Source organism: Legionella sp. 227 (assembly GCF_043161935.1).
Lineage (GTDB): Bacteria > Pseudomonadota > Gammaproteobacteria > Legionellales > Legionellaceae > Legionella > Legionella sheltonii.
The window spans coordinates 1,185,554-1,212,543 of sequence record NZ_CP171154.1 but is presented as its reverse complement, the minus strand read 5'-3'; the positions used below and the strand labels follow the sequence as shown (position 1 = coordinate 1,212,543).

Sequence of the window (26,990 nt, the reverse complement as noted above, 5' to 3'; positions counted from 1 at the left end):
AGTCGTCCTTTTAGAATAGTTCATATTAGGCAGAAATATTCAAGAAGTTCAAGAATAATTTTCAAGCAGATAACAAGGAAACTAAACAGTAAAAAGCAAACACCAACCCTGTCAGCACTCTTGATGTCAGAAAGGTGTGGGAAAGAGAATTTCTCTTTTTTTTCATTGGGTAAGCCCAGGAGGGAGATGAGTTCCTGGGCTCAGGGTTGTAGCGTTCAAGAGCTACATTGGATTTAACTCAGTTGAAAACTTGATATCATTGACCAAATACCATTTTCGTCTTTTTTTTCTGGTTCTACAAGCTCGAGCACTTCTTTATCCAGTGCGCGTATTTCCTCTCCTGAGGTCGTTTGATTGAAAAACCAGAGGTTGCCAGTCATTTTGTATTTAATTGCATTAGCACTAAAAACGGACAAGACCGTAATCACTATGTTAGCAAGAACAATTAAGGCATCCATTATCGTTTTATAATTCCCCGGTTCCATTTGTGGATCAACAATATCAAGAATCACTTTTTCAGCACCCCGTAATCGCTCACGCACATCAATCTCGGGATCCATCAGCGCTTGGTAAGCCATGGTGTATAACTTTCTTCGATACGCTTCTTGTGCTTTTTCCCAGTCTTTACGCATTTGTTGATAAGTCTCAGAGCCGGCCAAACGCTCAGAAATTACTTTGCATTGCGCTTCAACGCGCAAAAGAACTTGTCGAAAACGTTTGGCCCCTTCATCCTCTTGTGCAGCCAAATCAACCATATTTTTGATCATCTTTAATTTCTGCATTAACGTCACGCAAATAAATCGCTCGCGTAAGTCTTCCGCTAAAGCTCTTTGCTGGGGATCGGCCAGTTGCAATATTTGATTCCCTTGCGTTTGTAATCCATGAATAACACCGCTATAAAGAACTTTGATCAAGGTCTTCCTATGTGCTTCATCCTTGATATTCACCAGCTGCGGCAAAAACAGCCGTAAAGACTGTCCTTGAGCATCTTTTTCTAAAACCAACTGATATTCTTGAGGAGTAATATCACCTGATTTTTTTAATTGCAGCAAGGCCATGTTTGCAGCTTGTAATTCTTGAGAAGTTAAATTAAATAATTTCGATTGAAGATCAACACACTCTTTTAGTTCGTCATTAAAATGATGCCTAATCGAATCCTGTAAATAAAGGTGGGGATTTGAAGCATGTTGCTCTAGTCGCTCAATATCAATCGTTTTTGTTTGATCTAAAGCAACTAAACTCGAGGCCATCAGAGGACAGTCCTGCGCTACATCAGCGATTCGCTGATATCCATCCTTAGATAAAGCGCCTTTGACCCAAAAAATCAAACAAAGCATCTTACAGTCTTCATCAGGAAAAGAATGAATAAACCTTAATTCCTCAAGTTTTGTCGGATCATTAAAAAATTCTTTGGCCTCTAGAGCCAGAGCTGGCTCCAGATCAACGAGTTTGTTTAAAGCCTGGTAATACTCATCTTTTGCTAAAATACCGCGAATTTCTTCATCAGTATAGTTTTGTTCCAGTAAGAAGGGGAGTAACTTAATTTGCGTTTCATTCCACATGAATGCGCTGAATTTTTTTATCAGATCAAAATTAGCAAGTAATTCCCGATTTTTCTCCAGTAGTCCTTTTTCATAAAATACGATAAGCGTTTTTAATAAGCTCTTGTTGATGCGCTCATCATCATGTAATTTAAGCGCCTGAATTTCTTTGCATAAGGGACTGGATTCTGACAACAGATCCTTAAGTACGCCTGCAGACAAGGAAAGCTCGTCTTGTATTTTATAGTGCAGAATCTTGTCCAGGGCTGGATTATCGGCAAATAATGCGGGTAAATTAAGCTCTGAAAAGGGTATTGGGCCACCGCGAAGTGCTACTGTTTCTTGCTCTACTTGTAATTTTCGCATCAACAGCGCAATGCGTTGAAAACGTAAATTAACGGTATTATCCCCATTGAGTGCTTGTTGTAATAAAACGCTTGGCAAAGTAGAGCCAACCTGCGCTAATAGGGGGTCTAAAGAAGGCACTAAAGAAACGGTCAATCCAGAATTAGGAACTTTAATCGACGGGGTTAAGTCAAAACTTGATAAACAGAAAAGCGCTCTATCTTTTGGGGCTGCATGGCCATTTTTTTCCAAGGCCATTACCCATTGCGTGGGGTCATCCTTTCGATACATTACCAAAAGCCCACAATTCTCTCCAGCATCGTTAATGTAGGCAAAATTCTGACGCACTAGATTCGCATGGCAAACCTCTGAAGCTTCCCCTACTTTTTTTAGCGGATCAGGCCCAAACAAAAATGCCAAATTACCCGCAGTCATATCACCTTGTAAATAAAATTTTCCTAGAGCCTGGGTGGTCCAGATCTTAAAATGGGTTATTGCTTGTTCTAGGCTACCCAAAAAATGAACGGCAGGAACATCCCGCAAAATTGTCTTGGTGTCATTTTTTTGTTCTGCAATTAGCGGATCCTGTCCAAATGCATGAAAAATTTGCTGCGCAGTTCCCTTTACCCAATAAGGCATAATTCATTTCTCAAGATGACAAATTGAGAGTATTATAACCAATAATTCAACTAATGGTGATGCTTTTTTGCAAAAATTGCATTATTAATACCGAAACTCAGCTCGCACCATACCAGAGCAAGAAAAAGTAGTTTATTGCTCGTAATAAAAATTTTTAAAGAAATTCTATGCACGACACTTTATGTGCATTGCGTAGGTAAAAAAAGTGTTTTTAGGCAAGAAAGAATATGAAATGCAATATCATCGGCGCAGGTCGATTAGGTAAAAATTTAGCCTTAGCTTTATTTCAGGCTCAACTCATTACCTCATTTTCGATTTGTAATCGCAGTTTAGAAAGTGCGCAAAAAGTTTGCCAAGAGCTTGGTTGCGGACAAGCAATCGCGAACCTTGAGCATTTACCTGCAGCGGAGCTAACCTGGATCTGCTGTAATGATGATGCCATTAGCGATGTTGTCGACACCCTGGTGCAATATCCTGTTTTAAAACCGCAGTCTTTGGTTATTCATTGCAGCGGAGTTCAAACTTCTCGGTTACTGCAGCCCTTAAAGCAACAAGGTTGTTTCGTCGCCAGTTTTCATCCACTCAAAGCGTTTAAAAGCAATTACCTCGATGCGGCTGCGTTTCAACATGTGGATTGTGTGCTTGAGGGCGATGCCGAAGTCTGCAGCTGGTTAACACACGCTTTTACACAATTGGAGGCGAATCTCATCGCCATCGAAGCCGACACCAAAGTAGCCTATCATGCGGCAGCATGTATGGCTTCCAATTATTTAATTACCTTAGCCGCCTGTAGTGAAGAATTGTTTCTGCACGCAGGAATTAACCCCCAGCAAAGCCGGCAGATGATGGTCAACTTAATGCAAGGGAATTTAAATAACTTATTGCAAACCCCACACATTGCCGAATCGCTCACCGGCCCTTTGGCAAGAGGCGATCTGCAAACCATTGCCCTGCATTTGCAGGCCATAGAAAACCCTGAAATTAAGCGTTTGTATCAAAGCGCGGCATTGAGCACCTTACCGTTAACGCAATTATCCTTAGAAACAAAAGAAAAAATTAGAGCCCTTTGTAGTTCGGATGGAAGCAAATTTATTACTTAGAAAGGTCAATAATTAATGGTCCTGGGTTAGGGCTTCGCCTTCACCCAGGCTACAACCCTACAAATTATTGGTATGTCATACTGTGGTCAGTTGGAACTTGCTGTACTGAGACATCGACCTGATCATCTGCATGTTGCCCCACAGCATGTCCTTTCTCAATCACTGGAGGAGGCTCTGGATTCGCACCAAAAGGCATCTTCTCTTTCATTTTGCCATAACTATTACCCATATCTTCAATCACATCTTCACCCACATCCTTCTGCACAACAGCAACTCCATTCTCTTCTTTATTCTTTTCAAAATCTTCCATAGCGCTATTTATTGTTGCGTCTATTTTTTTGTTACTTTGATAACTAGAATAGGCATAGAGTGGAAGGCTCACGAGAAGTCCCAGTCCGAACGTAATCACATTGGCGGCAATACCCCAACCTCCAAGGAATTTTCCGAATCCCTTGGCCCCCCAGGGATCTGCCATGAACTCGGTTAACCCTTTATGCGCTTGCATATTACCTGCTTTACCCTGGCTTAAGTATTGGAGTGAAGACTCTTCAGCGATATTTCTATTCATATTAGAAAAAAACGCCTTAATCGCAGCGAAAGGATTTTTTTTCCAATTCACTATTTGGGCAGCATTTACTTTGGCAGATGCTCCTTGGTCCACATCGCTAATCAGCGACACCCCAGATTGCAATCTTTTATCATATTTCGTATCCAGTTTTTGTTTTAAATCTGCAGCCTGCTCCAGTACTTGCGCTCCATTTTCTGCCTTAGCAAGCGCATCTATTGTCCTAAAGAAATGATCCTTAGGCTCACCCTTATTAGCCTTGGCCGCTTCATGGTCCAAGATGGCAACACGGCCATTAATGGCTTGTGCGCGCTCATTTCCACTTTTACATCCAGCAATCGAAGCCTCTTCGATAAAGATAGATAATGATTGTATCAACTTGCTGTATTCATGTTCATGGTGTAAATCATGGGCCATCATTGTTTTTAATGCTGCTTTTGCTCTTTCAACAGGATTATTCTCTACTTCTTCTACTCGATCCTGCCATGCCTCTTTAATTTGCCCGATCAGCTTAATGGCCTCTTTTCCTTCATCGGATTTAGAAAAGAAAAGGTCATCGACAGGATTGGGATCGGCGTTCTCTAAGAAGGCATTATATTTATTAAATACCTCTTCAACTTTAGCCTTGGCGGCATCATCTTTGCCAACCAAATTGTACAACATGGCCATTTCTGCCATCAAAGTGGCTTCTGTTCTTAAATCATTCCCCGCATAGCCCAAACTATCACCAAATCCATTGACTGATATATTTTGTACCAGACAAAATGGTTTAGCCTGCCCTTTTTCCAGCGACATTTGGGCTCTGTTATACAAGTGGGCGCCACTCAAAATTATGCGCGCCCCTGCTGATTGATTATTACCGCCCCTATCCCCGAACCTGTCATTAATCGCAGTATGCAGGTTATAGGTAAAGGCTTTTCCTATCCCAGGTTTTTCTGTGACCACTTTATCTATTGCGTATTTTGTGGCCAATGAAGCCAGCTTAACACTGACATCATTAATAGCATCCTTCTTTTTAATCCCTTTTTTCACATCTAAAGATGGTGTCCTGATTTGTAATCGAGAAGGCGTATAACCATCTTCTTCTAACGCTACAGTCGCAATTTGTCTATCTGCAAGCGTGTCTATGCCTCGTTCATGAGCAGTATTTTGCGAACCAGAAATCCATGTAGCCAGTTTTGAGGAACCATCTGTATGTAATAGGTCGTTAGGAGAAGCCGTTGTCGATTCGGCAAGATGCACGACTTCCTTTTTTTCGAGATCTTTCCTGGAAAGGCGCTTTCCAGTAGCTCTGACAACTTCCTCCATAAGGATGTTATGTGCTTCTTTAGAAATACTCGCACGAGCTTTATCTAATGCTTTAATAAGCTTGGCGTTATCTCCATTAGACGCGTTGAAAGCTTTTTTAAATGCTTCCTCAACTAAAGGCTGCACGCGTTCCATTGTTTTTTGATGCGCCTGAGCCATTTGCTTTTCGAGTTTTTCTCTTTCTCTACTAACTTCGCTGTTGAGTTGCTCTCGGTACTCCTGTATGGTTTTCTGTCTGTTTGGCTTTAGGTCTTTTCGGTTTTGTATGATCCCTTTTCTTTCGGATTCGTTGTTCGTTATAAAAGTTTTTTTGAATGCATCATAATTGAAGTCCTTTCCTTTCTGTTTTTTTTCGACTTCCATTTCCTGACGGAATTTAGTAAGAAATCTAGCTTCCCGCTGTGCTAATTCTTTTTCTTTCTCTGCCAGTGCCCTATCAAGGTTGTTGTCGTTCTCCTCGCTGCGCGCGCTCCTAAATTGCTCCTCCAATACTTTTGCATAGGTACGTGAAGCAAGTGCTAAATGAAAATGATATTCTTGTTGTAGTGGGATAATACTGCTTTGCACGCTTGATAACTGCTGCAAATCGCCTTCATCCAACTCATACTTTTCCATATAAGCTGCTTTCAGTCCTGCGAGCTCTGGATCTGTTGTCACATCAAGGCTAACTGTAGTTACCTTCGTAGGTTTAAAATTTTTATCCCCAGTAAAGCCTTCTTTGAAAGACGCTTGCTCTTCCTCTGATAATTCAACATCAATTAATACGCGTCCTTGGGGATCAAAAAGCAACTTCTCAGGGTTTTTCAAAGCGATTTCTTTTGCTTTTTGAATAAGCAACCCCATATAGGCTTTGCGCGCTTTGATTTGGTCTTCTGTAAGCATAAGAGCTCTCGAGTTGTACTACCTTACCTAAATTTTAGCACATAAATTATTATGGAAACCTTACGTCCAGGGAAGTTAAGTAATCCCTTGAAAGTTCATCATCCCCAGCAGCGCAGCGATCTTCGTGCTTTGGCGCCGTATTAGGATGGCAGATCCCTCGCCACACTCGGGATGATACAGAAGAAAGGTGCACAGGTAGCCTGGGTGCAGTGAAGCAAAACCGGGGAGTAAGGATGATGTAGAACCCGTGTTACGGCTTGTGCCTAGCCCGGACTTTTATTGATCTTAGGTCTGGCTTACAGCAACTTGAAAATCGTTTTTAGGATGTCTAAAGCCCCGCTTCTTTCAAATTGGCGGTATTAGCATTCTTCTTCGCTTTTCTTTTTTCTTGCCAAGTCACCAACATGACAAAAAATGCCGGTACAAAGACTACCGCCAGACAGGTTGAGGCCAACATTCCGCTGCACACGGCAATCCCAATCGAGCGACGGGCATTGGCACCGGCGCCGGTGGCGAATACTAAGGGCATCACCCCGAGAATAAATGCAAAAGAGGTCATCAAAATAGGACGAAAACGGGTTTTCGCGCCAATTACCGCGGCTTCCATGATGGACTTGTTATGAAGCTCATGTTCTTCTCGTGCCACCTCCACAATCAAAATGGCATTCTTCGCCGCTAGTGCAATCAGCAGTAATATCCCGATTTGGGTGTACATATTATTAGAAAGACCCAAAGCGGATAAGGCAAAGACGGTTCCAATCAAGGCTAAAGGCACGCTTAACAAAATCGCTGCCGGGGCAATCCAGTTTTCATATTGGCCCGCCAAAATCATATACACCAAAACAAGCGACAAGATAAAAATATAATAACTCATATTTCCCGCAATCTTTTCCTGATAGGCAGTACTCGTCCATTCGTAAGATATCCCTGCGGGTAATACCTCTTTAGCAACCCGCTCCATCGCTTGCATGGCTTGACCCGAGCTGTACCCTTGTGCGGCCATGCCATAAATATTACTGGAAGGATATAAATTATAAAGAGAAATAATGGGTGGCCCTACAGTAGGTGACATATCGGTCAGTGTACCCAAAGGCACCATTTCACCTGATTTATTTCTAACATAAAAATTACGCACATCGCCAACGGTCATCCGTGAATCGGCATCTGCTTGGACATAGACCTGAAATACCTGACCGAATTTTGAAAAAAGGTTTACGTAGGAAGAGCCAAGGTAGGTTTGCAAGGTTTCGGTTGCATCCCCCACAGTAACCCCCAAAGTTTCTGCTTTGACTCGATTGATGGGGGCCGCAAGCTGCGGTGCTGAAGCACGAAACGAAGTCCGCAACCGTTGCAATTCCGGTTGTTGGCTTGCATAGAGAATCAACTGGTCCGTCGCGCTTTGTAATTTGCGATAATCAAATGATCCATCTTGTAATTCAAGTTGCATTTGAAAACCGCCCGAAGTCCCTAAGCCTTGAATCGGTGGCGGGATCATCACCAGCACTTTAGCGCCCAAAGTTTTCTCTGCAATCGCATTCAGTTTTTTGTACAAGGAAAGCAAATCTTCATCCTTACCGCGCACACTCCAATCTTTAAACATCACATAAAGAACGCCGCCATTGGCAAGGGGAGCACTATTATCCAAAAGCGAGATTCCATCAATGGTGATGACATTCTCTATACCACCAACTTTAGAGACCTGTTCACTTAAATCATGTAACAGTGCCTCCGTCCGCCCTAAACTGGCCCCATCAGGTAATTGGACGTTCATCATCGCATAACCCTGGTCTTCAATGGGAATAAATCCTGTAGGGATCCGGCTCAGACCAATAATCGCCAAGACGACAAGAGCAATACCAATCAAACATACGCTTTTATTTTTATGAACAAGTCGGTCGATAAAGCTAATGTAGTTATTTTCTATAGGATAATAATATTTATCGAATAAACGGAAAATAAAGTTTTTCTCTTTCTGCGTGTCAACAGGTCTAAGCCACATAGCACATTGAGTGGGTTTCAAGGTCATGGCGTTAATCGCGCTGATGAATGCTGTAGCTGCAATAACTAAGGCAAACTGGGCATACATCGCTCCAGTTAATCCGGGCATGAACCCCGCGGGCACAAATACTGCCATTAATACCAGCGTAATTCCAATAATTGGTCCCATTAACTCAGTCATTGCATTAATTGCTGATTGTTTGGGCGAGGTGCCGCGCTCAATATGTTGGGTGACGCCCTCGACAATGACAATCGCGTCATCAACCACAATTCCGATGGCTAAAACCAAGGCAAATAAGGTTAATAAGTTGATGGAATAATGGAGTATGAACATGGCAAAAAATGCACCTATGATGGTCACAGGCACGGTGGTAGTAGGTACCAAAGTAGCGCGGGCATTTTGTAAGAACAGCAGAATCACAACTAAAACCAAAATACCTGCTTCAAACAGGGTTTTGTAGACCTCGTCAACAGAAGCTTTTACGAAAATCGTGGTGTCAAATGGAATCGAATACTCCATCCCTGGAGGAAATTTCTTTGCCATTTTGGCCACGGCTTTGCGCACCTCGTCTGCAACTTGCAGTGCATTGGCTCCTGGAAGTTGATAAATACCAATAGCCGCCGTCGGTTTATTATTCAATTTTGCAAGCTGAGCATAGCTATTAGAACCTAACTCAACCCGACCTACATCACGAATGCGTACGATTTGCGCGCTACTGCTTGCATTAGCGGTTTGATTTGGGGTTTGGGCGACTGTTTTCACAATGATGTTTTCAAATTCACTGACATCAGCAAGTTGTCCTGGCACATTCACGGTAAATTGATAAGGTTGTTTCCCTGCCGCGGGTGGTGCCGCAACTTGTCCAGAAGAAACCTCTTGGTTCTGATGGCTAATGGCCTGTAACACATCACTGGGATTCAGTGAGTAGGCCAGCATTTTTTTAGGATCCAGCCAAACGCGCATTGCATAAGTACCCGTTCCAAAAATAAGCACATTACCTACGCCCGGCAAACGCGCCAACTCATCTTGCATATTAATTGCAGCGTAGTTATCAAGGAACAATCCATCGTATTCACCATTTTTGGAGGTTAGGGTAATAAATTGCAAAATCGCAGTCGATTTCTGCTGTACTACCACCCCTTGTTTTTGCACCGACTCGGGTAATTGTGCCATCGCAGCTTGTACCCGGTTTTGTACCAGTACTTGTGCAAAATTAAGATCAGTACCGATAGAAAAGGTAACAATAAGCGTATAAGCCCCACTATCCGTGCTGGTAGATTGCATATACAACATGTTTTCCACCCCATTCACTTGCTGTTCAATGGGCAAAGCGACGGTTTTGATTAGTGTTTTCGCATCAGCACCAGGATAGGTGGTTGTCACCTGAATGGTCGGTGGAACAATAGCAGGATATTGAGAGACAGGTAGTGCAATAATTGCTACCAATCCCAGTAGCACTATGAGTAACGCAATAACGTTTGCCAATATAGGCCGCTCAATAAAAAATTTAGAAATCATTCTGTCCGTCTTCTCACTTTTTGTAACAATCCCTGAACCATGCACCACTGCCATTAAGCTAAATAATTCCCTTCCACCATGGGGAGAAAGGTACCCCTCAGGGCGGATGAGGGTTTAATTGGGCTGGAACCCTCGCTCCTGCCCCTCTCCCACGAGAGGGAGAGGGGATTCTTAACTTAGTGGCAGTAGAACGACACATACCTCAATTAATGCTTGGCTTCTTTATTCTCTTTGTCTTTATTATCTTTCGTAGGCACAGCCTGTTGCCGCGGCTCCACCTTATTTCCAGGAGTCGCATACTGCAAGCCATCAACAATTACTTGGTCTTGAGCATTAAGTCCCGTAGCGATCGCACGCATTCCATTCTCTACACTGCCTAAAGTGACTCGCTTCAATACGACGACATGGTTGGTATCGACCGTTAAGACATAAGCGCCGATTTGATCGTAAAGAATTGCGGAATCAGGCACGGTTAATTGCTCTTTGGGTTTGGATATCGCCACACGTACCTGCACAAAGAGTCCTGGGACAAAAATATAATCTTTATTTTGCAAAACGGCACGCAACTCCATAGTTCCTGTAGATGCATTAAGGCCTGTATTCACAAAATCAAGTGTTGCTTTGTACTTGAACGTTGTATCGCCTTGTAAGCTAATTTGAACCGGAATTTTTTTAATATCTTTTGGTTTAAAGCCACTCGCACGCGCAGCAGCACGCAATTTGATTAAATCAATTTCATTCAGGTTAAAGTAAACATAGATGGGATCAATCTGCTCTATGGTAGCTAAATTCGTGGCTTCGCCGTGGCCCACAAGATTACCAACATCAACCAAATGTCGCCCAATTCGACCATCAAATGGAGCTGAAATATGGGTATAACCGTAATTAATTGCCGCATTTATTTCTTCGGCTTCTGATTTATCCAATTGGGCGGCAATTTCTAACGTTTTGGCATACCATTTTTCGACCTCATTGAGAGAAGTAGCATGTTCTTTATACATACGCTGTTGGCGTGCGTATTCTGATTTGTTATAAACAAGCGAGGCCTTTGCTGCGGCAACAGTCGCCTTAGCAGCTCTTAGTTTTTCAAAATACGGCTCGGGTTGAATGACGAACAGCTCTTTTCCTTTTTTAACAAAAGTTCCATCAACAAACTCGATGGAATCAAGATAGCCTTCAACACGTGCAACCAGATTAACCGAATTATAAGCTACCGTATTTCCTGTTTGGGTCACATATTCGGCCATTTCTGCAGTTATTGGTTTTTGCACAACTACTGCAGGTGGCGGGATCGTTGGAACATTACTTTTGCCAAAAAAATGCACCATCAAATAGATGAGAAGTAAAATAGCAACAGCTATCCCTGCCATTTTGACCGATTTTGAATCTTTATTAAAGTTCATACCTGATACCATTTTATTTATTTTTCCCAAATTTTCGTTCTCCATTTAAGAAAGAACACGTCGCACTGCGAGGGATAAAGAAACGATAACTTCATCGGCCCCTCACTTCGACCTTACTGCCATTAAAAGAAAATATCCCTTCCTCCCCAAAGGGAGAAGGCGCGCCTGTCAGGGCGGATGAAGGTATTGAGCAGGGCTAATGTCCCCTCACCCCTGGCTCGCTCTCGATAGCGGGTGAGGGGATATTTTTTCCTCCATCCAGGTAACTGTCTTTACCACTTAGGTAAATAAAGTTCTTTTATTCTTTCTTTCTTAGTTCGAGGTGCTTCGTGATTCTGTTGTTTGAGCAAAGTACCCCAGTTTGTACGTGCTGCCATTTCCGCTTTAATTTGTTGTGGTACCACATCATTAGTACCGCGAATTTCCCAACCGCCGCCAAGTGCACGATAAAGAGCGACTAATGCCTGGGGAATGTTCGCTTGTGCATTCACCAATGAAGTCTGCACACTTAATTGTTGCTGCTCGGCATTAAGCACCGGTGTAAAATCTGTTTCGCCGTTAATATAACGAATTATGGCGAGTTTCAACGTTTTGATTGCAGCAGTGTTTGCCTGTGTTAAGGAGCGCTCCGCTTTTTTTGCTTCAATATAGGCCGTAATATTGTTTTGCACTTCTTGCTGTGCCTTTAGAACCAAATTGACATAATTTAATACGGACTGCTGAAATACGGCATCTTGTGCCCGTACCGCGTTGGTGATTTGACCGTAATTGAGTATTGGCCATGTCAGCGTCGGTCCGGCGGTTATCGCACGATTTGACCAATTAAAGAGATCCGAAAGGGAGTTTGACCCAATATTGTTTGAAGAAAAAACAAACGTCCCATTTAAAGAAAAAGATGGAAAAAGATTTGCTTTAGTTGCACCGATTTTGGCTGATTGTGCTATCGCATCCAAACGTGCTTGATGAATATCCGGTCGACGCGCTAATGTTTCTTTAGGAATTCCAACCGCTATCGTTGAAGGTGCTTTAGGAATCCCTTTACTTTTTCTTAGTTGTCCATCAACTCCATTAGGCACCGTCCCTAATAAAAGCGCCATTGCATTCTTTTGTTGTTCTAAACTATTTACCAGTGGCGGCAGAGACGCCTCGGTTTGTGAAAGCTCTGTCTGTGCTTGTTCCACATCAATCAGGTTAGTTTGTCCTGCATTATACCGGGCTTTGGCTATTTTTAGACCTTCCCTCTGCACCACGATGTTGGCTTTTGTTACCTTGATTTGCTCTTCATAAGTACGGATTTGGATGTAGGTGCTGGCAACATCTGCTGTAAGAGTAACTAGGGAATTATCGTATGCGGCTAGAGAAGATAAAAATGTCGCATCATTAGCCTGGATAGCCCGTCGATATTTGCCCCAAAAATCGATTTCCCAATTCGCAGTAAAACCGAGCGAGGCGGTTTCAAAGGTTGAAGGTAAAAGCGTTTGCAGCTCACTGCCACCAATTTCGTAGTAAGTGAAGTTACCGGTTACGGCCTGTTGTTGCGGATACAACATACCAACTGACTGAGCCAACAGTGCCCGAGTTTGCAAAACCCTTACGCCAGCAATCTGTACTGTCAGATTATTGTGATAACCTTGATAAATTAACGAAGTAAGTACTGGATCATGAAAAACTTGCCACCATTTTATTGTTTTAAATGGTGCTTCTTTAACTGTTGCATCCCTTTTTGGCCAATGTGCAGCAACCGGTTTTTTCGGCTCTTTATAATTAGGGCCCACCATAAAACACGCGCTAAGCAGCAGACAAGCAACAAAGGTAAAAATTTTTAACATGAGCGCTAAGATTTCCCTATCTAAACTATTTTCCATTATTGGAAATGATTAGCCATTATTACTTTTCAGAACTTTATCACTACTATAAATTATTTGATAGATCATTGGATTAAATATGTAATTTAAATAAGGTAGGTACTATTTGGAGAAAAACTCATAGCCTGGCTGCAATCAACTGTTTCTTCTATATAAGTCTGTATAGAGCAATCTCATAAGATGAAAGATGACCTGAGCTTGGACAAAACCTCGTCATCTTATGAAACTTTTCTATACAGACTTATGTAGAGCAGCTGCAAGCAACAACCAGGGCACTGTTGATTGCCCTTTTTAAGAGATTATTCGGCGCTAATGACTTGTAATTGAGTCACATTTTGTAAGCCGCGCGGTAATCGATTGCCTCGACGCCCACGTTCCCCTTTATAATGCTCTAAATCAGCCCCTTTCAAGGTAAAATGGCGTTTACCGGCATGGACGGTGAGCGAATCATCTGCAGTGAGTACCTGCAAATCAATCACATATTCTTCGCGCGATACCGCTTTAGCTGCAGGAATGCTAATTAATTTATTGCCCTTCCCGCGAGATAATTCAGGTACTTCTTTGGCCGAAAAAATGAGTAATCGTCCTACACTTGTAGCGCAGGCAACAAATAATTCCTCGTGTTTCGGTAGTATTCGCGGTGGTAAAATGAGACTGGCTTCAGGCAATCTGATACACGCCTTTCCATTGCGATTTTTTACATACAGATCGGCGATTTTTGCAATAAAACCGTATCCCGCGTCACAAGCTAATAACACCAATTGTTCTGGTTCGCCGCCAACTACCGCTTCAAACAATGCACCTTCAGCGGGATTCAGCTTCCCCGTCAGGGGCTCGCCTTGTCCGCGAGCAGAGGGTAAGACATGGCCCGGTAAAGAGTAGACCTTACCTTCACTATCAAAAAAGAGTATTTGCTGATTTGAGCGTGCCATAGCTTGTGCTTTGAACTCATCCCCCGCTTTATAACTGAGCTCACTACCTATAACATCATATCCTTTAGCTGCCCTTACCCAGCCTTTTTTGGAAAGCACGACCGTAATAGGCTCATTGGGTAAAATATCCTCTTCTTTTAACGCTTGTGATTCTTGGCGAACAATAATGGGGGAGCGACGAGCATCACCAAACTCATCTCTATCTCTTATAATTTCTTCTTTAACTAAAGCTTTTAAACGTTGCTCCGAGGCAAGGATGTTTTGCAGATTGTCTCGTTCAGCACATAGTTCATCCAACTCACCACGTATCTTGATTTCTTCCAGTTTTGCCAAATGACGCAATTTCATTTCTAAAATCGCCTCAGCTTGACGGTCACTGAGATTAAAACGAGCCATTAAGCCTTGTTTCGGTTGTTCGTGTTCACGGATAATTGCAATGACTTCATCAATGTTCAGGTAGGCAATCAGTAAACCTTCAAGTACATGAATTCGATCCAGTACTTTGACCAAGCGATATTCCAAACGCCGCTTCACTACCGTTAATCGATAAGATAACCATTCGGTAAGGATATCCAATAAATTTTTAACTTTGGGTCTGCCATCAAGTCCTATCATGTTGAAATTAACACGATAACTTCGTTCCAAATCGGTAGTGGCAAATAAATGAGACATTAAGCCCTCTACATCAACTCGGTTTGAACGAGGAATAATGACTAACCGAGTTGGATGCTCATGATCGGACTCATCGCGCAAATCCTCTACCATTGGTAATTTTTTCTGTTGCATCTGTAATGCGATTTGCTCGACTACCTTGGCACCCGATACCTGATAAGGCAAGGCGGTGATCACGATATTTTGTTTTTCCTGACAGTAAACAGCCCGCATTTTAATTGAACCATTACCTGTTTCATACAGAGTAGCAATTGCGTCAGGTGGGGTTATTATTTCAGCTTCTGTCGGAAAATCTGGCCCTTTAATGTGCTGTGTAATCGCCGCTAAATCGGCTTGAGGATTATCCAGTAAATGCACACAAGCATTAGCTACTTCTGTTAAGTTATGGGGCAGAATATCGGAAGCCATGCCCACTGCGATCCCGGTTGCGCCATTTAATAAGATATTAGGTAAGCGTGCAGGCAATAGTGCAGGTTCTTGCAGCGTTCCATCAAAATTGTCCACCCAATCAACGGTGCCTTGTAATAACTCCGAAAGGAGTACTTCGGCATAAGGAGATAATCGAGCTTCGGTATAGCGCATGGCGGCAAAAGATTTGGGATCATCCGGAGAACCCCAGTTTCCTTGGCCATCAACAAAAGGATAACGGTAAGAAAAGGGTTGCGCCATTAATACCATGGCTTCGTAACATGCACTGTCACCATGTGGATGGAACTTACCCAATACATCCCCAACGGTACGTGCTGATTTCTTATATTTGGCAGTTGCCTTTAAACCAAGCTCAGACATTGCATAAATAATGCGTCGCTGAACTGGCTTTAGACCATCTGCAATATGGGGTAAGGCTCTATCTAAAATGACGTACATTGAATAATCAAGATACGCCTTTTCGGTAAACTCAGTTAATGCTTTTCGTTCTGTAACTTCATTCATTGTTTTTTTATTCATGAAAATAATAATGACTATTTAACCATCGCAATGCTTTATTGCAAAGTAATTTTAACAAAGTTCGCTTATTGCATATATAGAAACTGGATATATATTGTGAATAACTTTGCTCTATCTACAATGTTTATTATAGCATCGCTTGTAACTTATTGAAATTTAAATCATTTTAAAAAAATGTTATTTTTTAAAGCAATTTCGACCTGTGGATAACTTTGTGTATGATGATGGAATAAAATGCTAAGCCATTGTAAATAAAACCTAAAATGGATAGGTATATTTCCTATTGCCAAGAATTACTTTGATAATGATATATAATTGAATAAATGAAAGCATAACTAATGGCTTGTTATGGATGACAGCAAAAATAAAAATAAAGACTATAAATCCAGTAAATTTTTGATGTATTTTATTTTCATACCCGCACTCTCGCTGGTATTGATTATTGGTATTTTCTCTTATCGCCAACTCAATAAGCTGATTGCAGCGAACAGTGTGGTGGCCCATACTTATCAAGTCATTCAAGCCACTGACCAAATATTATTTTCCATTGTCAATCTAAATTCGTTACAAAGGGGCTATCTTATCTCCGGTGATAACCAATTCCTAACAAAAATGGATAAAATAAAATCCGATCTCAAGCCTAGTTTTGATAATTTATTTGATTTAACAAAAGATAACCGTTCCCAAACCGAGCGAATAACACGCTTTATTGATTTAACCAATCAAAGGCTTAGTCAATTAAATCAAACCATTCAATTAAAAATGAATAATAAACTCAACTCACCCGAAGGGAAAGATTCCTTTCGTCAAGAGGTCGATCTTTCAAATCAAATTAAAGACATAGGCCACGAAATAAAATCTGTTGAATTGGTATTATTAAATGAACGAAATGACATCGTTCTTGAAAATGTGAAACTCGCAAACTTTATCATTATCTTTGGCAGTATTATTAGTATTGGGGGTTTAATCTTAGCCTTCATCCTCACGAATAAAGAACTCGCTCGCAGTCTAGCTGCAGAACGAGAAAGAGAAAATGTTGGCACTCAGTTAAGAAGTATCCTGGAAAGTGCATCCGATATGATCGCTGCAGTTGATAGTAATCATTGTTATCTTATCTTTAATGAAGCATATCAACGTGAATTTAAGCGTTTATTTGGTAAACCTATAACCATCGGCATGAATGTTGATGCTGCCCTTACTGATGTTGCAAGTTCGAAAAGTAAACTGGTGGAAGTTTGGAAAGAATCGTTAAAAGGTGGAGAGTTTGTTAGAAATATTGAATTTGAAGTACAAAAGCAACGTAATATCTATGAAATTACCTCCAGCTTTATTAAAAATGATAACGAAATCAGCGGCGCAGTGTTTATTATTCGTAATATTACGAAACAAGTTGAAGAACAAAACGAACTTAAAAAGTCTTATGAACAACTCAATGCAGGAATGCAAGCGCTTCAAGATAAAAATGATCAGATCACTCTTCTTGTTGAATTGAGTGATATTATGCTTACATGCAATTCTCAAGATGAATTAGGTCATGTAATGACCAAATACTGCCAACGGATGTTGAGTTTTGCCAGTGGTTATTTATATATCATGCATCCCTCAGGAAACTATCTGGAAATGGCCACATCCTGGGGCTCACCCAACCCTCAAGAACATGTTTTTTCTCCTGATGCATGCTGGGCAATCCGCTTAGGAAGAATTCATCATGTACGCCCATTACATAACGAATTAATTTGCAATCATGTGCACGTTACCAAAGAGTTGAACTTAACCTATCTTTGCGTTCCGCTTATGGCTCAGAAGGATATTTACGGTTTATTGTATTTAGAAATCGCTCAAGATACTCCAGTTGCATTTTCTGAAAATCAACACCTTATAATAAACGCATTCTCCGAATTAACTGCCCTAGCATTTGCTAATGTACGCTTAAGAGAAAATCTCCGCTATCAATCGATGCGTGATCCTTTAACTGGTTTATATAATCGTCGCTATCTAGAGGATTTTCTTTTAAAACAAATTCATCAATCAGAGCGAACTCGAACCCCACTATCAGTCTTGATGCTGGATTTAGATCACTTCAAAAAAATAAATGACACTTATGGACATGATGCGGGCGATGCAGTCTTAAAAGAATTGGGAAAAGTGTTACAAGATGATATCCGTGTCGGAGACATAGCAGCCCGTTATGGTGGCGAAGAGTTTATTATTGTTTTTTATGGCATCGGTGCCGAAATGATCAAAAATCGTGCTGAAAGCATTAGACACAATGTTTCTCGAATGCAAATAAAATATGGCGCGCAGCCTGTTGGTCCTATAACTATTTCGATTGGTATTGCCGTATATCCTATGCATGGACGCAATGCTGAAGCATTAATCGAGTCAGCAGACAAGGCGTTATATTTCGCCAAAGCCAATGGAAGAAACCAGGTCGTTTTATTTTCAGATATTGAAAAGTCATACAATAATGGCAAAAAAAATGAATAGAACAAATCTTCTATTAGTAATTAATAGAACGTGATCTCCATGATATTGTCAGAAAAGATGCTTGGTTGGTGTCGAAATCAAGGACGACGACTTTTTGTCGTCGTCCATCATAAACACTATGGATAAGGTTGTGCAGTACTGATGCCTTGTGCCGAGGTAATCACAACATTACTACACCAAGGCTGATCTGCCGCAGCACAACTGATATCTGCTGCTGTTGATGTTAATGGCGCAGGAGCGTTCAGCGTGAAGTGATAAAGTCTTTTAAGCGAGTCCTCTAGCGTGATGACACAAGGAAAAGAACTGCTTGGAAGTTGGAATTTGAATGACGCCCCGCCTCCAAGACTAGATGGCGCTGTCTGTGAACATACACCATAATGGGTAAAGACAGGAAGAGAGCTGCCAACTGGCGGTGTGCCCAAACTAACGGTTATCACTTGCTGCGGATTATATTGCTGGGAATTGGGTAACCCTTTCGCACCGCCAACCGTGATCACAAGTCCATTGCCTATGGTACTTATAAAACCTACCGCATCATCTACAGAGTACGCATAAACATTCATTTGCAGCGCTTGATGAATCAGCGAAGTATAGGGATTAAAATCCTGTGCGTAGCTTGAATAGTTTTTGTAGTTATACTGGAGTGCTGTATAGGCATCGAATCCGGCCCCACTGCTCGGTAAAGGTGTAGCGCAAAACGCAAGGTAACCATATATATTTTGCATTGGTAGCGCAGTTGGTCCACTTAAATGCGTACCATTACAAGCGAAATAATTGGCATCAAACAGATTAAATACGGCAGTACAGTTGGCATAATCCGGACTGGCTGCATTCGTGCTGCAATTGTTCCAGTAAGCAGTGAGTGCCGCAATTTGTGCGGCAGTGCTTGTTAGTTGTGAATTACCAATAACTACATTATAAGCTCCAGGAACTCTAGGATAAGGAAGCCCTGCGTAAACAGGCCATTGTGTTCCAGCTAAAAAGATGTTCAGACTACTTCTAAAACTGGTTAGATCCACAACTGTTCCAGTATAACCAAGCAGGTTTGAACCGTAGGGCTCCATTGCCACCGGTAAGTAAACTTGATCCACCGCTGAATAATCATAATTAACGATTGTGCGATCAATGGAATATGGAAGTGGTAGAGTAGGTACCACTGCTGCAAAAGTATATTCAGTGAGCTGTTGCGGATCATTAGTTGGCATGATGCTTGTCGCACTAAATACACTGGTTTGCGAGCAGCCACTAATACAGGTTGGACCGGGAGTATATAAAGTCACGGGACTAACACCGGCTTCACTTTGTGTTTGAATTAAGTTGGATTGCACATCATAGATATAGACACGCATTGAAGACCACCAATCCACATATTGATCAGGGGTATTGCCTCCAGTCGGATTAGGAACTAAACCACTGTAAAAGGGGACAGAGACTAATGCAGACTGCATTGGAGGGATACCATTGATTCCATTAATATAAACTCTATGTAGATGGGTTGCTGTAAAGGTGTAGCTGGGATCCGTTACCGCAAATTGTGCTTGCATCCACGTATCAACCGGCAGGATGGGTGCCTCAATAACCGGATATATGGTCTCAGACGTATTATTGTAAAAATAAAGTACTTTGGTTGGTACTTTAGACACATGAACAATAATGGGGATTCCAACTACGGACGTAGCATCATCTGCTGTAGCTGTAATTGTGATCACCGTAGTAGCGTCTACTCCTGTGAGATTAAACGTACCCGTTTGAGTGCCAGTAATGGTTCCTGGTCCACTGATTGCAAATGTATAGCTCACAGGATGACCTGAACTATCCGTAGCATTTGCGACAAAGCTACCAAAACCATTTCCCGTGATGTCTGTTTGTGCAGAACCACTATGAAAACCGGGCCAGCTAATTATCGCAGTAGAAGGTTGAGCACTTGCAGTTGTCGTCACCTCAGTACTAGTGCAGGTAGAAGTAGTTGAATAAGTCTGACCGGTTTGAGTCTGGTCAGCAATTCTTTTATCGGAATGATTACAGGTACTGTGATCGACAGCATAGCTTGTCATCGATAGAAAAAATGTGATGGCGAAGATAAAATCACGTAGGTATTGTGTCACCGTCTTATCCTTAAATAATCTTTAAAATTTCAATAATATGGAACATTTAATCTGTAATTAATTAAAGAAATATGCCCCCTTTACCACGACTGCATTCGCATGTTTTGCTGTGTCATCTGAAGAACAGTAACCCGGGTTTCGCTGTGCTTTACCCAGGTTACCAAATAAAGGGGTATCTCTTTGACAGGGGATTGTTACTTAATGGTCTTTCTTACTTTTTGAATCGCACGAATTTGTGCAACAGCGCGTGCTAATTCTGCAGCAGCAACTGAATAATCCATTTCACCGCCCTTGCTGGACATTGCGGCTTCAGCTTGGGCTTTTGCAGCAAGTGCAGCGGATTCATCAAGGTGATCAGCACGTTCAATCACATCAGCAAGAACAGTAACACTGTTAGGCTGAATTTCCAGCATTCCACCTTGAACATAATAAATTTCTTGGTGGCCACCAGGTAAGGTAACTCGTACTTCACCTGGTTTGAGAACGGTAAGCAAAGGCGCATGACCTGCTGTAATGCCTACTTCACCTAATTCTCCGGTTGCGACAACCATTTCGACCACACCGGAGAATATTTCATGTTCAGCACTAACAATATCTAAGTGCGTAGTTCTAGTCATATTTGCCTACCTCATAAGGTCTTAGCTTTAGCAACTGCTTCCTCAATGCTACCAACCATATAAAATGCTTGCTCAGGTAAATCATCATATTCACCGGCGAGAATACCTTGGAAGCCTTTAATTGTATCTTTTAAAGAAACATATTTTCCTGGAGAACCAGTGAAGACTTCAGCAACGAAGAATGGTTGTGACAAGAATCTTTGAATCTTACGAGCACGCGTAACAACACGCTTATCTTCTTCAGATAATTCATCCATACCAAGAATCGCAATAATATCTTTTAATTCTTTATAGCGTTGTAATGTTTGTTGAACACGTCGAGCGGTATCATAATGTTCTTGTCCGACAATGAGCGGATCCAATTGTCGAGAAGTTGAATCTAAAGGATCAACCGCAGGATAAATACCCAATTCAGCGATTTGTCGTGACAATACAACTGTAGCATCCAAGTGAGCAAACGTCGTTGCAGGAGATGGGTCAGTTAAGTCGTCAGCGGGTACGTATACCGCTTGAATTGAAGTAATAGAACCTGTTTTAGTTGAAGTAATACGTTCTTGCAACATACCCATTTCTTCAGCCAATGTTGGTTGGTAGCCCACCGCTGATGGCATACGACCTAACAGCGCAGATACTTCAACCCCTGCTAAGGTATAACGATAGATATTGTCAACGAACAGTAATACATCACGGCCTTCATCACGGAATTTCTCAGCCATAGTCAAGCCAGTTAATGCAACGCGTAAGCGGTTACCTGGTGGCTCATTCATCTGACCGTAAACTAATGATACTTTATCCAATACATTAGAGTCTTTCATTTCATGATAGAAGTCGTTTCCTTCACGAGTACGTTCACCCACACCCGCAAAAACTGAGTATCCACTGTGCTCAATCGCGATGTTACGAATGAGTTCCATCATGTTAACGGTTTTACCTACACCCGCACCTCCGAACAGACCTACCTTTCCGCCTTTGGCAAAAGGACAAAGCAAGTCAATTACTTTAATACCGGTCTCAAGCAATTCTTGACTGCCTGCTTGTTCTTCGTAACTTGGTGGCTTACGGTGAATTGACCAATGCTCTTCGGCGCCGATTGGGCCTGCATCATCAACTGGGCGGCCAAGAACATCCATAATTCGACCCAAGGTTTTCTTGCCAACAGGTACTTGAATAGGATTGCCTGTATTTTCAGCGCGCAAACCACGTTTAAGTCCTTCAGTTGTTCCCATAGCAATAGTACGAACGACACCATCACCAAGTTGTTGCTGTACTTCAAAAACCAAATCACCATCAACAAGTTTTAATGCATCATTGATTTTAGGGACATTCTCACGGGGGAACTCCACATCCACAACCGCGCCAATAATTTCTACTACAGTTCCTAAGCTCATTTTATACCCTCTTATAAAGCGGCTGCGCCACCGACAATTTCTGCCAATTCTTGCGTAATTGCAGCTTGTCGTGCTTTGTTATAAGCCAATTGAAATTCTTTAATCAAATCACCGGCATTATCCGTTGCATTTTTCATTGCAATCATCTTAGCCGCTTGTTCACAAGCAATGTTTTCAACAACTGCTTGGTAAATCTGCAATTCGATATAACGTTCTAAAAGATTATCCAGCAATTCCTTAGCATCAGGTTCATAAATATAATCCCAATGATGCCCCATTGTCGTGCTGTCTTCTTCTGATTTTGGCAATGGTAGTAATTGTTTCACCACGGGTTTTTGCGTCATGGTGTTAACAAATTCGTTGTAAACCACATGCAGTGCGTCGATGGTGCCGTTGTTAAACGCATCAAGCATCACTTTCACAATGCCAATAATGTCATTAATGCTTGGTGTATCACCAAGATGGTCTACAGAACCAAGAACATTACTGCCAACACGCTTAAAAAATGCTTGCCCTTTACGACCGATTACTGCCAGATCAACCTCTTTACCTTGTTCCTTCCAGTTACGAATAGTACGAACTGTTTCACGTAACAGGTTTACGTTTAAACCACCACATAAACCTCGATCGGTAGTAACAACGATAAGACCAATACGATTAATCTCGCGATGGGTCATAAACGGATGTCTGTATTCTGAGTGCGCACGCGCAATGTGCTTTACTACGCTGTAGATCTTACTGGCATACGGCTTAGATGCGCGCATTCTTTCTTGAGTTTTGCGCATCTTACTTGCTGCCACCATCTCCATCGCACGAGTAATCTTTCGAGTTTTGTTAATACTCGAAATTTTCGAACGGATTTCTTTTGCTCCAGCCATAATATCATTTCGCCTTAAATTGACTTACCAACTTGCTGTACGCTTAAAGTCTTCTACAGCTTTTTTCAATTTTGCTTCAATGTCATTATCGTAAGCACCTGCTTCATTGATCAGTTGTAACAGATCAGGATGTGAGCTGCGCATATAATCATGTAATGACGCTTCAAATGCAGCAACTTCATTTACAGGCACATCATCCAAATAACCTTTTTCAACTACAAACAATGCTGTACCCATTTCAGCAACAGATAATGGAGAGTATTGTTTTTGCTTCATCAGCTCAGTGATTCGCTGTCCGCGCTCTAATTGCTTACGGGTTGCATCATCAAGATCGGAAGCAAATTGGGAGAAAGCCTCCAACTCACGGAATTGAGCAAGTGCCAAACGAGTACCGCCACCTAATTTTTTCATGATTTTGGTTTGTGCAGCGCCGCCCACACGAGATACAGATAGACCTGAGTTAATTGCAGGTCGAACACCTGAGTTAAACAAATCCACATCAAGGAATATCTGACCGTCTGTAATCGAAATCACGTTAGTTGGTACGAATGCAGAAACGTCACCTGCCTGGGTTTCAATAATTGGCAATGCGGTTAATGAACCTGTTTTGCCTTTTACTGCGCCCTTAGTCAGCTTCTCTACTTCATCAGCATTTATTCGTGCAGCTCTCTCTAATAAGCGTGAATGCAAATAGAAAATATCCCCAGGATAAGCTTCACGGCCTGGTGGTCTGCGTAATAACAAGGAGATTTGTCGATATGCCCAAGCTTGTTTGGTGAGATCATCATAAACAATCAATGCATCCTCGCCATGTTCCATGAAGTATTCGCCCATAGTACATCCCGCGTAGGGAGCAATAAATTGTAATGCGGCGGAATCAGAAGCACCTGCAACGACGACGATGGTATGTTCTAAAGCACCGTGCTCTTCAAGTTTACGAACTATAGCAGCAACAGAAGAAGCTTTTTGGCCTACGGCGACATAAATACACTTAACGCCGGTACCTTTCTGGTTGATAATTGCATCAATAGCAATTGCTGTTTTTCCTGTTTGGCGGTCGCCAATGATAAGCTCGCGCTGACCACGTCCAACAGGGATCATCGCGTCAATCGCTTTTAATCCAGTTTGAACAGGCTGATCTACTGATTTACGTGCAATAACCCCAGGAGCTACTTTTTCAATGGGGGACATGCCTGCAGCATCGATTGGTCCTTTACCATCGATCGGATTACCTAATGCATCAACAACGCGGCCTAGAAGTCCCTTACCTACTGGTACTTCAAGAATACGTCCGGTACATTTACCTTTTTGACCTTCAGCTAAAGAAGAATATTCACCAAGAACAACCGCGCCCACTGAATCTCTTTCAAGGTTAAGAGCCAGACCATACACGCCGCCTGGGAATTCAATCATTTCCCCAGCCATTACATCTTCAAGGCCATGTAAGCTCACAACACCGTCTTTTAAACTAACAATAGTACCTTCATTTCGTGCTTCAGATACTACACTAAAGTGTTCTATTTTCTTTCTGATTAATTCACTGATTTCAGAAGGATTTAATGCTACTTGTTCTGACATGGAAACTATCCTCTAAATTATGCAGCCAGTTCGGTGTTTAGCTTATTAAGCTTGCCACGAACTGAACCATCTATAACTAAATCGCCCGCTCGAATTATTGCTCCACCAAGCAAGGAAGGATCAATATTGATTTTTAACGAGACCTTACGCTGCAAGCGCTGACTTAAAGATTCGATTAATCGTTGTTGTTGTGCACTAGATAAATCAGAGAAACTGCTTACATCAACATTCAGAGTTTTTTCTTGCTCTGCGCGATGTGCTTCATAGAGTGCATAAATATCAGGTAGCAACATCAATCTTTTATTGGTAGCCAGTAAAGTAATTAAATTACTTAATGGCTTGTTTTCATTTGGTTTTGCACCAATTGCTGTGTGCAACAACTCCATATGCTGTTCTACAGTTGTTGCAGGATTAGCAATAAAGTATTCAGCTTCTGTCGTCAACACGGCTTGCGCAAGATTTCTCAAATGTGCTGACCACTCAGCTAATTTTTTTTCCCCTAAAGCATATTCAAAAATTGCTTTAGCATAGGGTCTGGCTATGGTGGTACTATCAGACATTTTAAATCTCTTCTATCAAGTTATCTAACAATGCAGTATTTGCTTTAGCATCTATTTCGCGCTTTAAAATTTTCTCAGCGCCTGTTATGGCTAAGTGTGCAACTTGTTTGCGCAACTCATCTTTTGCATGATTGATTTGTTGCTGTAATTGCTCTTGTGCCAATTTCACTTGCATTTGCGCTTCATGTTTTGCTGTTTCTTTTGCTTCTTCAATTATTTGCGCAGCACGCTTATTTGCTTTTTCAATAATATCAGCAGATTGAACTTTAGCTTGCTTTAGTTCATCTTTGACGCGATGTTGCGCCAATTCTAATTCTTTGCGACCACGTTCAGCAGCAGCTAACCCATCAGCAATCTTGTCTTGTCGCTCTTCCATTGCTTTTGCCAATGGAGGCCATACTAATTTCATAGTAAACAAAACAAAAGCTGCGAAAACGAGCATTTGTACAATTAGTGTTAAATTAATTTCCACCGTTTAATCTCCTGTAACAATTAGGGCGCTTTGCGCCCCGATTATGTGTTATCAAGAACCCAGGTTGCTTAGGAAAGGGTTTGCGAAAGTAAAGAACAATGCGATACCCACTCCAATCATGGTTACGGCGTCTAACAAACCAGCAACGATGAACATTTTTACTTGTAACATTGGAACCATTTCTGGTTGACGAGCTGAGCCCTCAAGGAATTTGCCACCAAGCAAACCAAATCCTATCGCTGTGCCCAATGCACCCAAACCAATTAACAAGGCAACCGCAACAACGGTCATACTTTGAACTTGTGCTATTAAACTAGCGGCTTGCATATTTATCCCCTTTACAATGGATGAAAATTAAATCGGTTAATGATCTTCGTGTGCTAAACTCAAGTAAACAATCGTTAGCACCATGAAAATAAATGCTTGCAATGTAATTACCAATATATGGAATATTGACCAAGCCAGCGCCAAGATAAATTGTGCTGTGCCCAAAGTCGCGGTACCCAGTGTTGATGATGTTGCAGCATTTAAGGTTAACAGGGCGATCAATATGAATATCAATTCGCCTGCATATAAGTTTCCAAATAACCGCAGTGCTAGTGAAATGGGTTTCGCAACGAGACCAACCACTTCAAGCAATAGGTTAAAAGGTATAAATCCGGGATGATTAAAAGGCTGTAAGGTGAGCTCTTTTATGAACTTTTTTGGTCCTTTTATCTTAATACTGTAAAAAATAATCAGAATGAATACAGAAATTGATAAACCAAAAGTTAAATTCAAATCGTTAGTTGGTACTACTTTCAAGTAATGAATACCACCCGTCTGAGCAATGGCAGGTAATATGTCTACGGGTAATATATCCATAAAATTCATTAGGAAAACCCATAAAAATATAGTAAGCGCAAGCGGACCAATTAAATTATTTTTGCCGTGGAAGCAGTCTTTTACCTGATTATCAGCAAACTGGAGCATGATTTCGGCAAAATTCTGTAACTTGCCGGGAATTCCAGTTGTCACTCGGCGTGCACCAAAATACATCAGCGCGCAAACGAATATTCCCAAAACGATTGAGAAAAACAGTGTATCGAGATTCAATGTCCAGAAACCACCCGAACCCAATTTCATATCACTAACGTTGTATGTCAAGTACGTTAAATGATGCTTGATGTAGTTTGTGCTAGATACCAT

17 protein-coding genes are annotated in these 26,990 nt (G+C 41.7%); 2 read left to right on the top strand and 15 right to left on the bottom strand.

What is annotated here, in order from left to right; all coding sequences use genetic code 11:
• Positions 1–233 precede the first annotated feature (233 nt).
• On the bottom strand, positions 234–2,525 hold the full coding sequence (locus tag ACF8MK_RS05210) for a hypothetical protein (RefSeq protein ID WP_392538456.1): 2,292 nt from the start codon (positions 2,523–2,525) through the stop codon (positions 234–236).
• Positions 2,526–2,752: 227 nt separating this feature from the next.
• On the opposite strand from ACF8MK_RS05210, the gene ACF8MK_RS05205 reads away from it, so the two are divergent.
• The gene (locus ACF8MK_RS05205; protein WP_392538455.1) at positions 2,753–3,625 is read left to right on the top strand and encodes a Rossmann-like and DUF2520 domain-containing protein; all 873 of its coding nucleotides are present in this window, start codon (positions 2,753–2,755) and stop codon (positions 3,623–3,625) included.
• 64 nt (positions 3,626–3,689) lie between these two features.
• Here ACF8MK_RS05205 and ACF8MK_RS05200 read toward each other — a convergent pair whose 3' ends face one another.
• The 5 genes from ACF8MK_RS05200 to parC all read right to left on the bottom strand — a co-directional run bounded on the left by ACF8MK_RS05200 (position 3,690) and on the right by parC (position 15,702).
• Complete coding sequence (locus ACF8MK_RS05200) at positions 3,690–6,380, bottom strand: hypothetical protein (RefSeq protein WP_392538454.1); 2,691 nt, start codon at positions 6,378–6,380, stop codon at positions 3,690–3,692.
• A 328-nt stretch (positions 6,381–6,708) separates the two neighbouring features.
• On the bottom strand, positions 6,709–9,897 hold the full coding sequence (locus ACF8MK_RS05195) for an efflux RND transporter permease subunit (protein ID WP_392538453.1): 3,189 nt from the start codon (positions 9,895–9,897) through the stop codon (positions 6,709–6,711).
• A gap of 206 nt (positions 9,898–10,103) precedes the next feature.
• Positions 10,104–11,300 (bottom strand): efflux RND transporter periplasmic adaptor subunit, encoded by a 1,197-nt coding sequence (locus ACF8MK_RS05190; RefSeq protein ID WP_392538452.1) that lies wholly within the window; start codon positions 11,298–11,300, stop codon positions 10,104–10,106.
• 272 nt (positions 11,301–11,572) lie between these two features.
• Entirely contained in the window at positions 11,573–13,129 is a 1,557-nt protein-coding gene (locus tag ACF8MK_RS05185; RefSeq protein ID WP_392538451.1) for an efflux transporter outer membrane subunit, read from the bottom strand.
• 335 nt (positions 13,130–13,464) lie between these two features.
• The gene (parC, locus tag ACF8MK_RS05180) at positions 13,465–15,702 is read right to left on the bottom strand and encodes a DNA topoisomerase IV subunit A (RefSeq protein ID WP_392538450.1); all 2,238 of its coding nucleotides are present in this window, start codon (positions 15,700–15,702) and stop codon (positions 13,465–13,467) included.
• 363 nt (positions 15,703–16,065) lie between these two features.
• Here parC and ACF8MK_RS05175 point away from each other — a divergent pair, with 363 nt between their 5' ends.
• The gene (locus ACF8MK_RS05175; RefSeq protein WP_392538449.1) at positions 16,066–18,204 is read left to right on the top strand and encodes a diguanylate cyclase; all 2,139 of its coding nucleotides are present in this window, start codon (positions 16,066–16,068) and stop codon (positions 18,202–18,204) included.
• 116 nt (positions 18,205–18,320) lie between these two features.
• Here the strand turns inward: ACF8MK_RS05175 and ACF8MK_RS05170 are convergent, their stop codons facing one another.
• The 9 genes from ACF8MK_RS05170 to atpB all read right to left on the bottom strand — a co-directional run bounded on the left by ACF8MK_RS05170 (position 18,321) and on the right by atpB (position 26,990).
• Positions 18,321–20,309: a hypothetical protein gene (locus ACF8MK_RS05170; protein WP_392538448.1), complete on the bottom strand. Its 1,989-nt coding sequence runs from the start codon at positions 20,307–20,309 to the stop codon at positions 18,321–18,323.
• A gap of 194 nt (positions 20,310–20,503) precedes the next feature.
• Positions 20,504–20,926: a F0F1 ATP synthase subunit epsilon gene (locus ACF8MK_RS05165; protein ID WP_265703673.1), complete on the bottom strand. Its 423-nt coding sequence runs from the start codon at positions 20,924–20,926 to the stop codon at positions 20,504–20,506.
• Positions 20,927–20,937: 11 nt separating this feature from the next.
• Positions 20,938–22,314, bottom strand: a complete 1,377-nt coding sequence (gene atpD, locus ACF8MK_RS05160; protein ID WP_028381468.1) for a F0F1 ATP synthase subunit beta — start codon at positions 22,312–22,314, stop codon at positions 20,938–20,940.
• An 11-nt stretch (positions 22,315–22,325) separates the two neighbouring features.
• Complete coding sequence (gene atpG / locus ACF8MK_RS05155) at positions 22,326–23,192, bottom strand: F0F1 ATP synthase subunit gamma (protein WP_265703672.1); 867 nt, start codon at positions 23,190–23,192, stop codon at positions 22,326–22,328.
• 24 nt (positions 23,193–23,216) lie between these two features.
• Positions 23,217–24,770, bottom strand: coding sequence for a F0F1 ATP synthase subunit alpha (atpA, locus tag ACF8MK_RS05150; RefSeq protein ID WP_058388161.1), 1,554 nt, complete (start codon positions 24,768–24,770; stop codon positions 23,217–23,219).
• Positions 24,771–24,787: 17 nt separating this feature from the next.
• Complete coding sequence (locus ACF8MK_RS05145) at positions 24,788–25,330, bottom strand: F0F1 ATP synthase subunit delta (protein WP_392538447.1); 543 nt, start codon at positions 25,328–25,330, stop codon at positions 24,788–24,790.
• A 1-nt stretch (position 25,331) separates the two neighbouring features.
• Positions 25,332–25,802 (bottom strand): F0F1 ATP synthase subunit B, encoded by a 471-nt coding sequence (locus ACF8MK_RS05140; RefSeq protein WP_028381464.1) that lies wholly within the window; start codon positions 25,800–25,802, stop codon positions 25,332–25,334.
• 51 nt (positions 25,803–25,853) lie between these two features.
• Positions 25,854–26,093, bottom strand: coding sequence for a F0F1 ATP synthase subunit C (gene atpE, locus ACF8MK_RS05135; RefSeq protein WP_196795569.1), 240 nt, complete (start codon positions 26,091–26,093; stop codon positions 25,854–25,856).
• 72 nt (positions 26,094–26,165) lie between these two features.
• Positions 26,166–26,990, bottom strand: a complete 825-nt coding sequence (gene atpB, locus ACF8MK_RS05130) for a F0F1 ATP synthase subunit A (protein WP_265703850.1) — start codon at positions 26,988–26,990, stop codon at positions 26,166–26,168.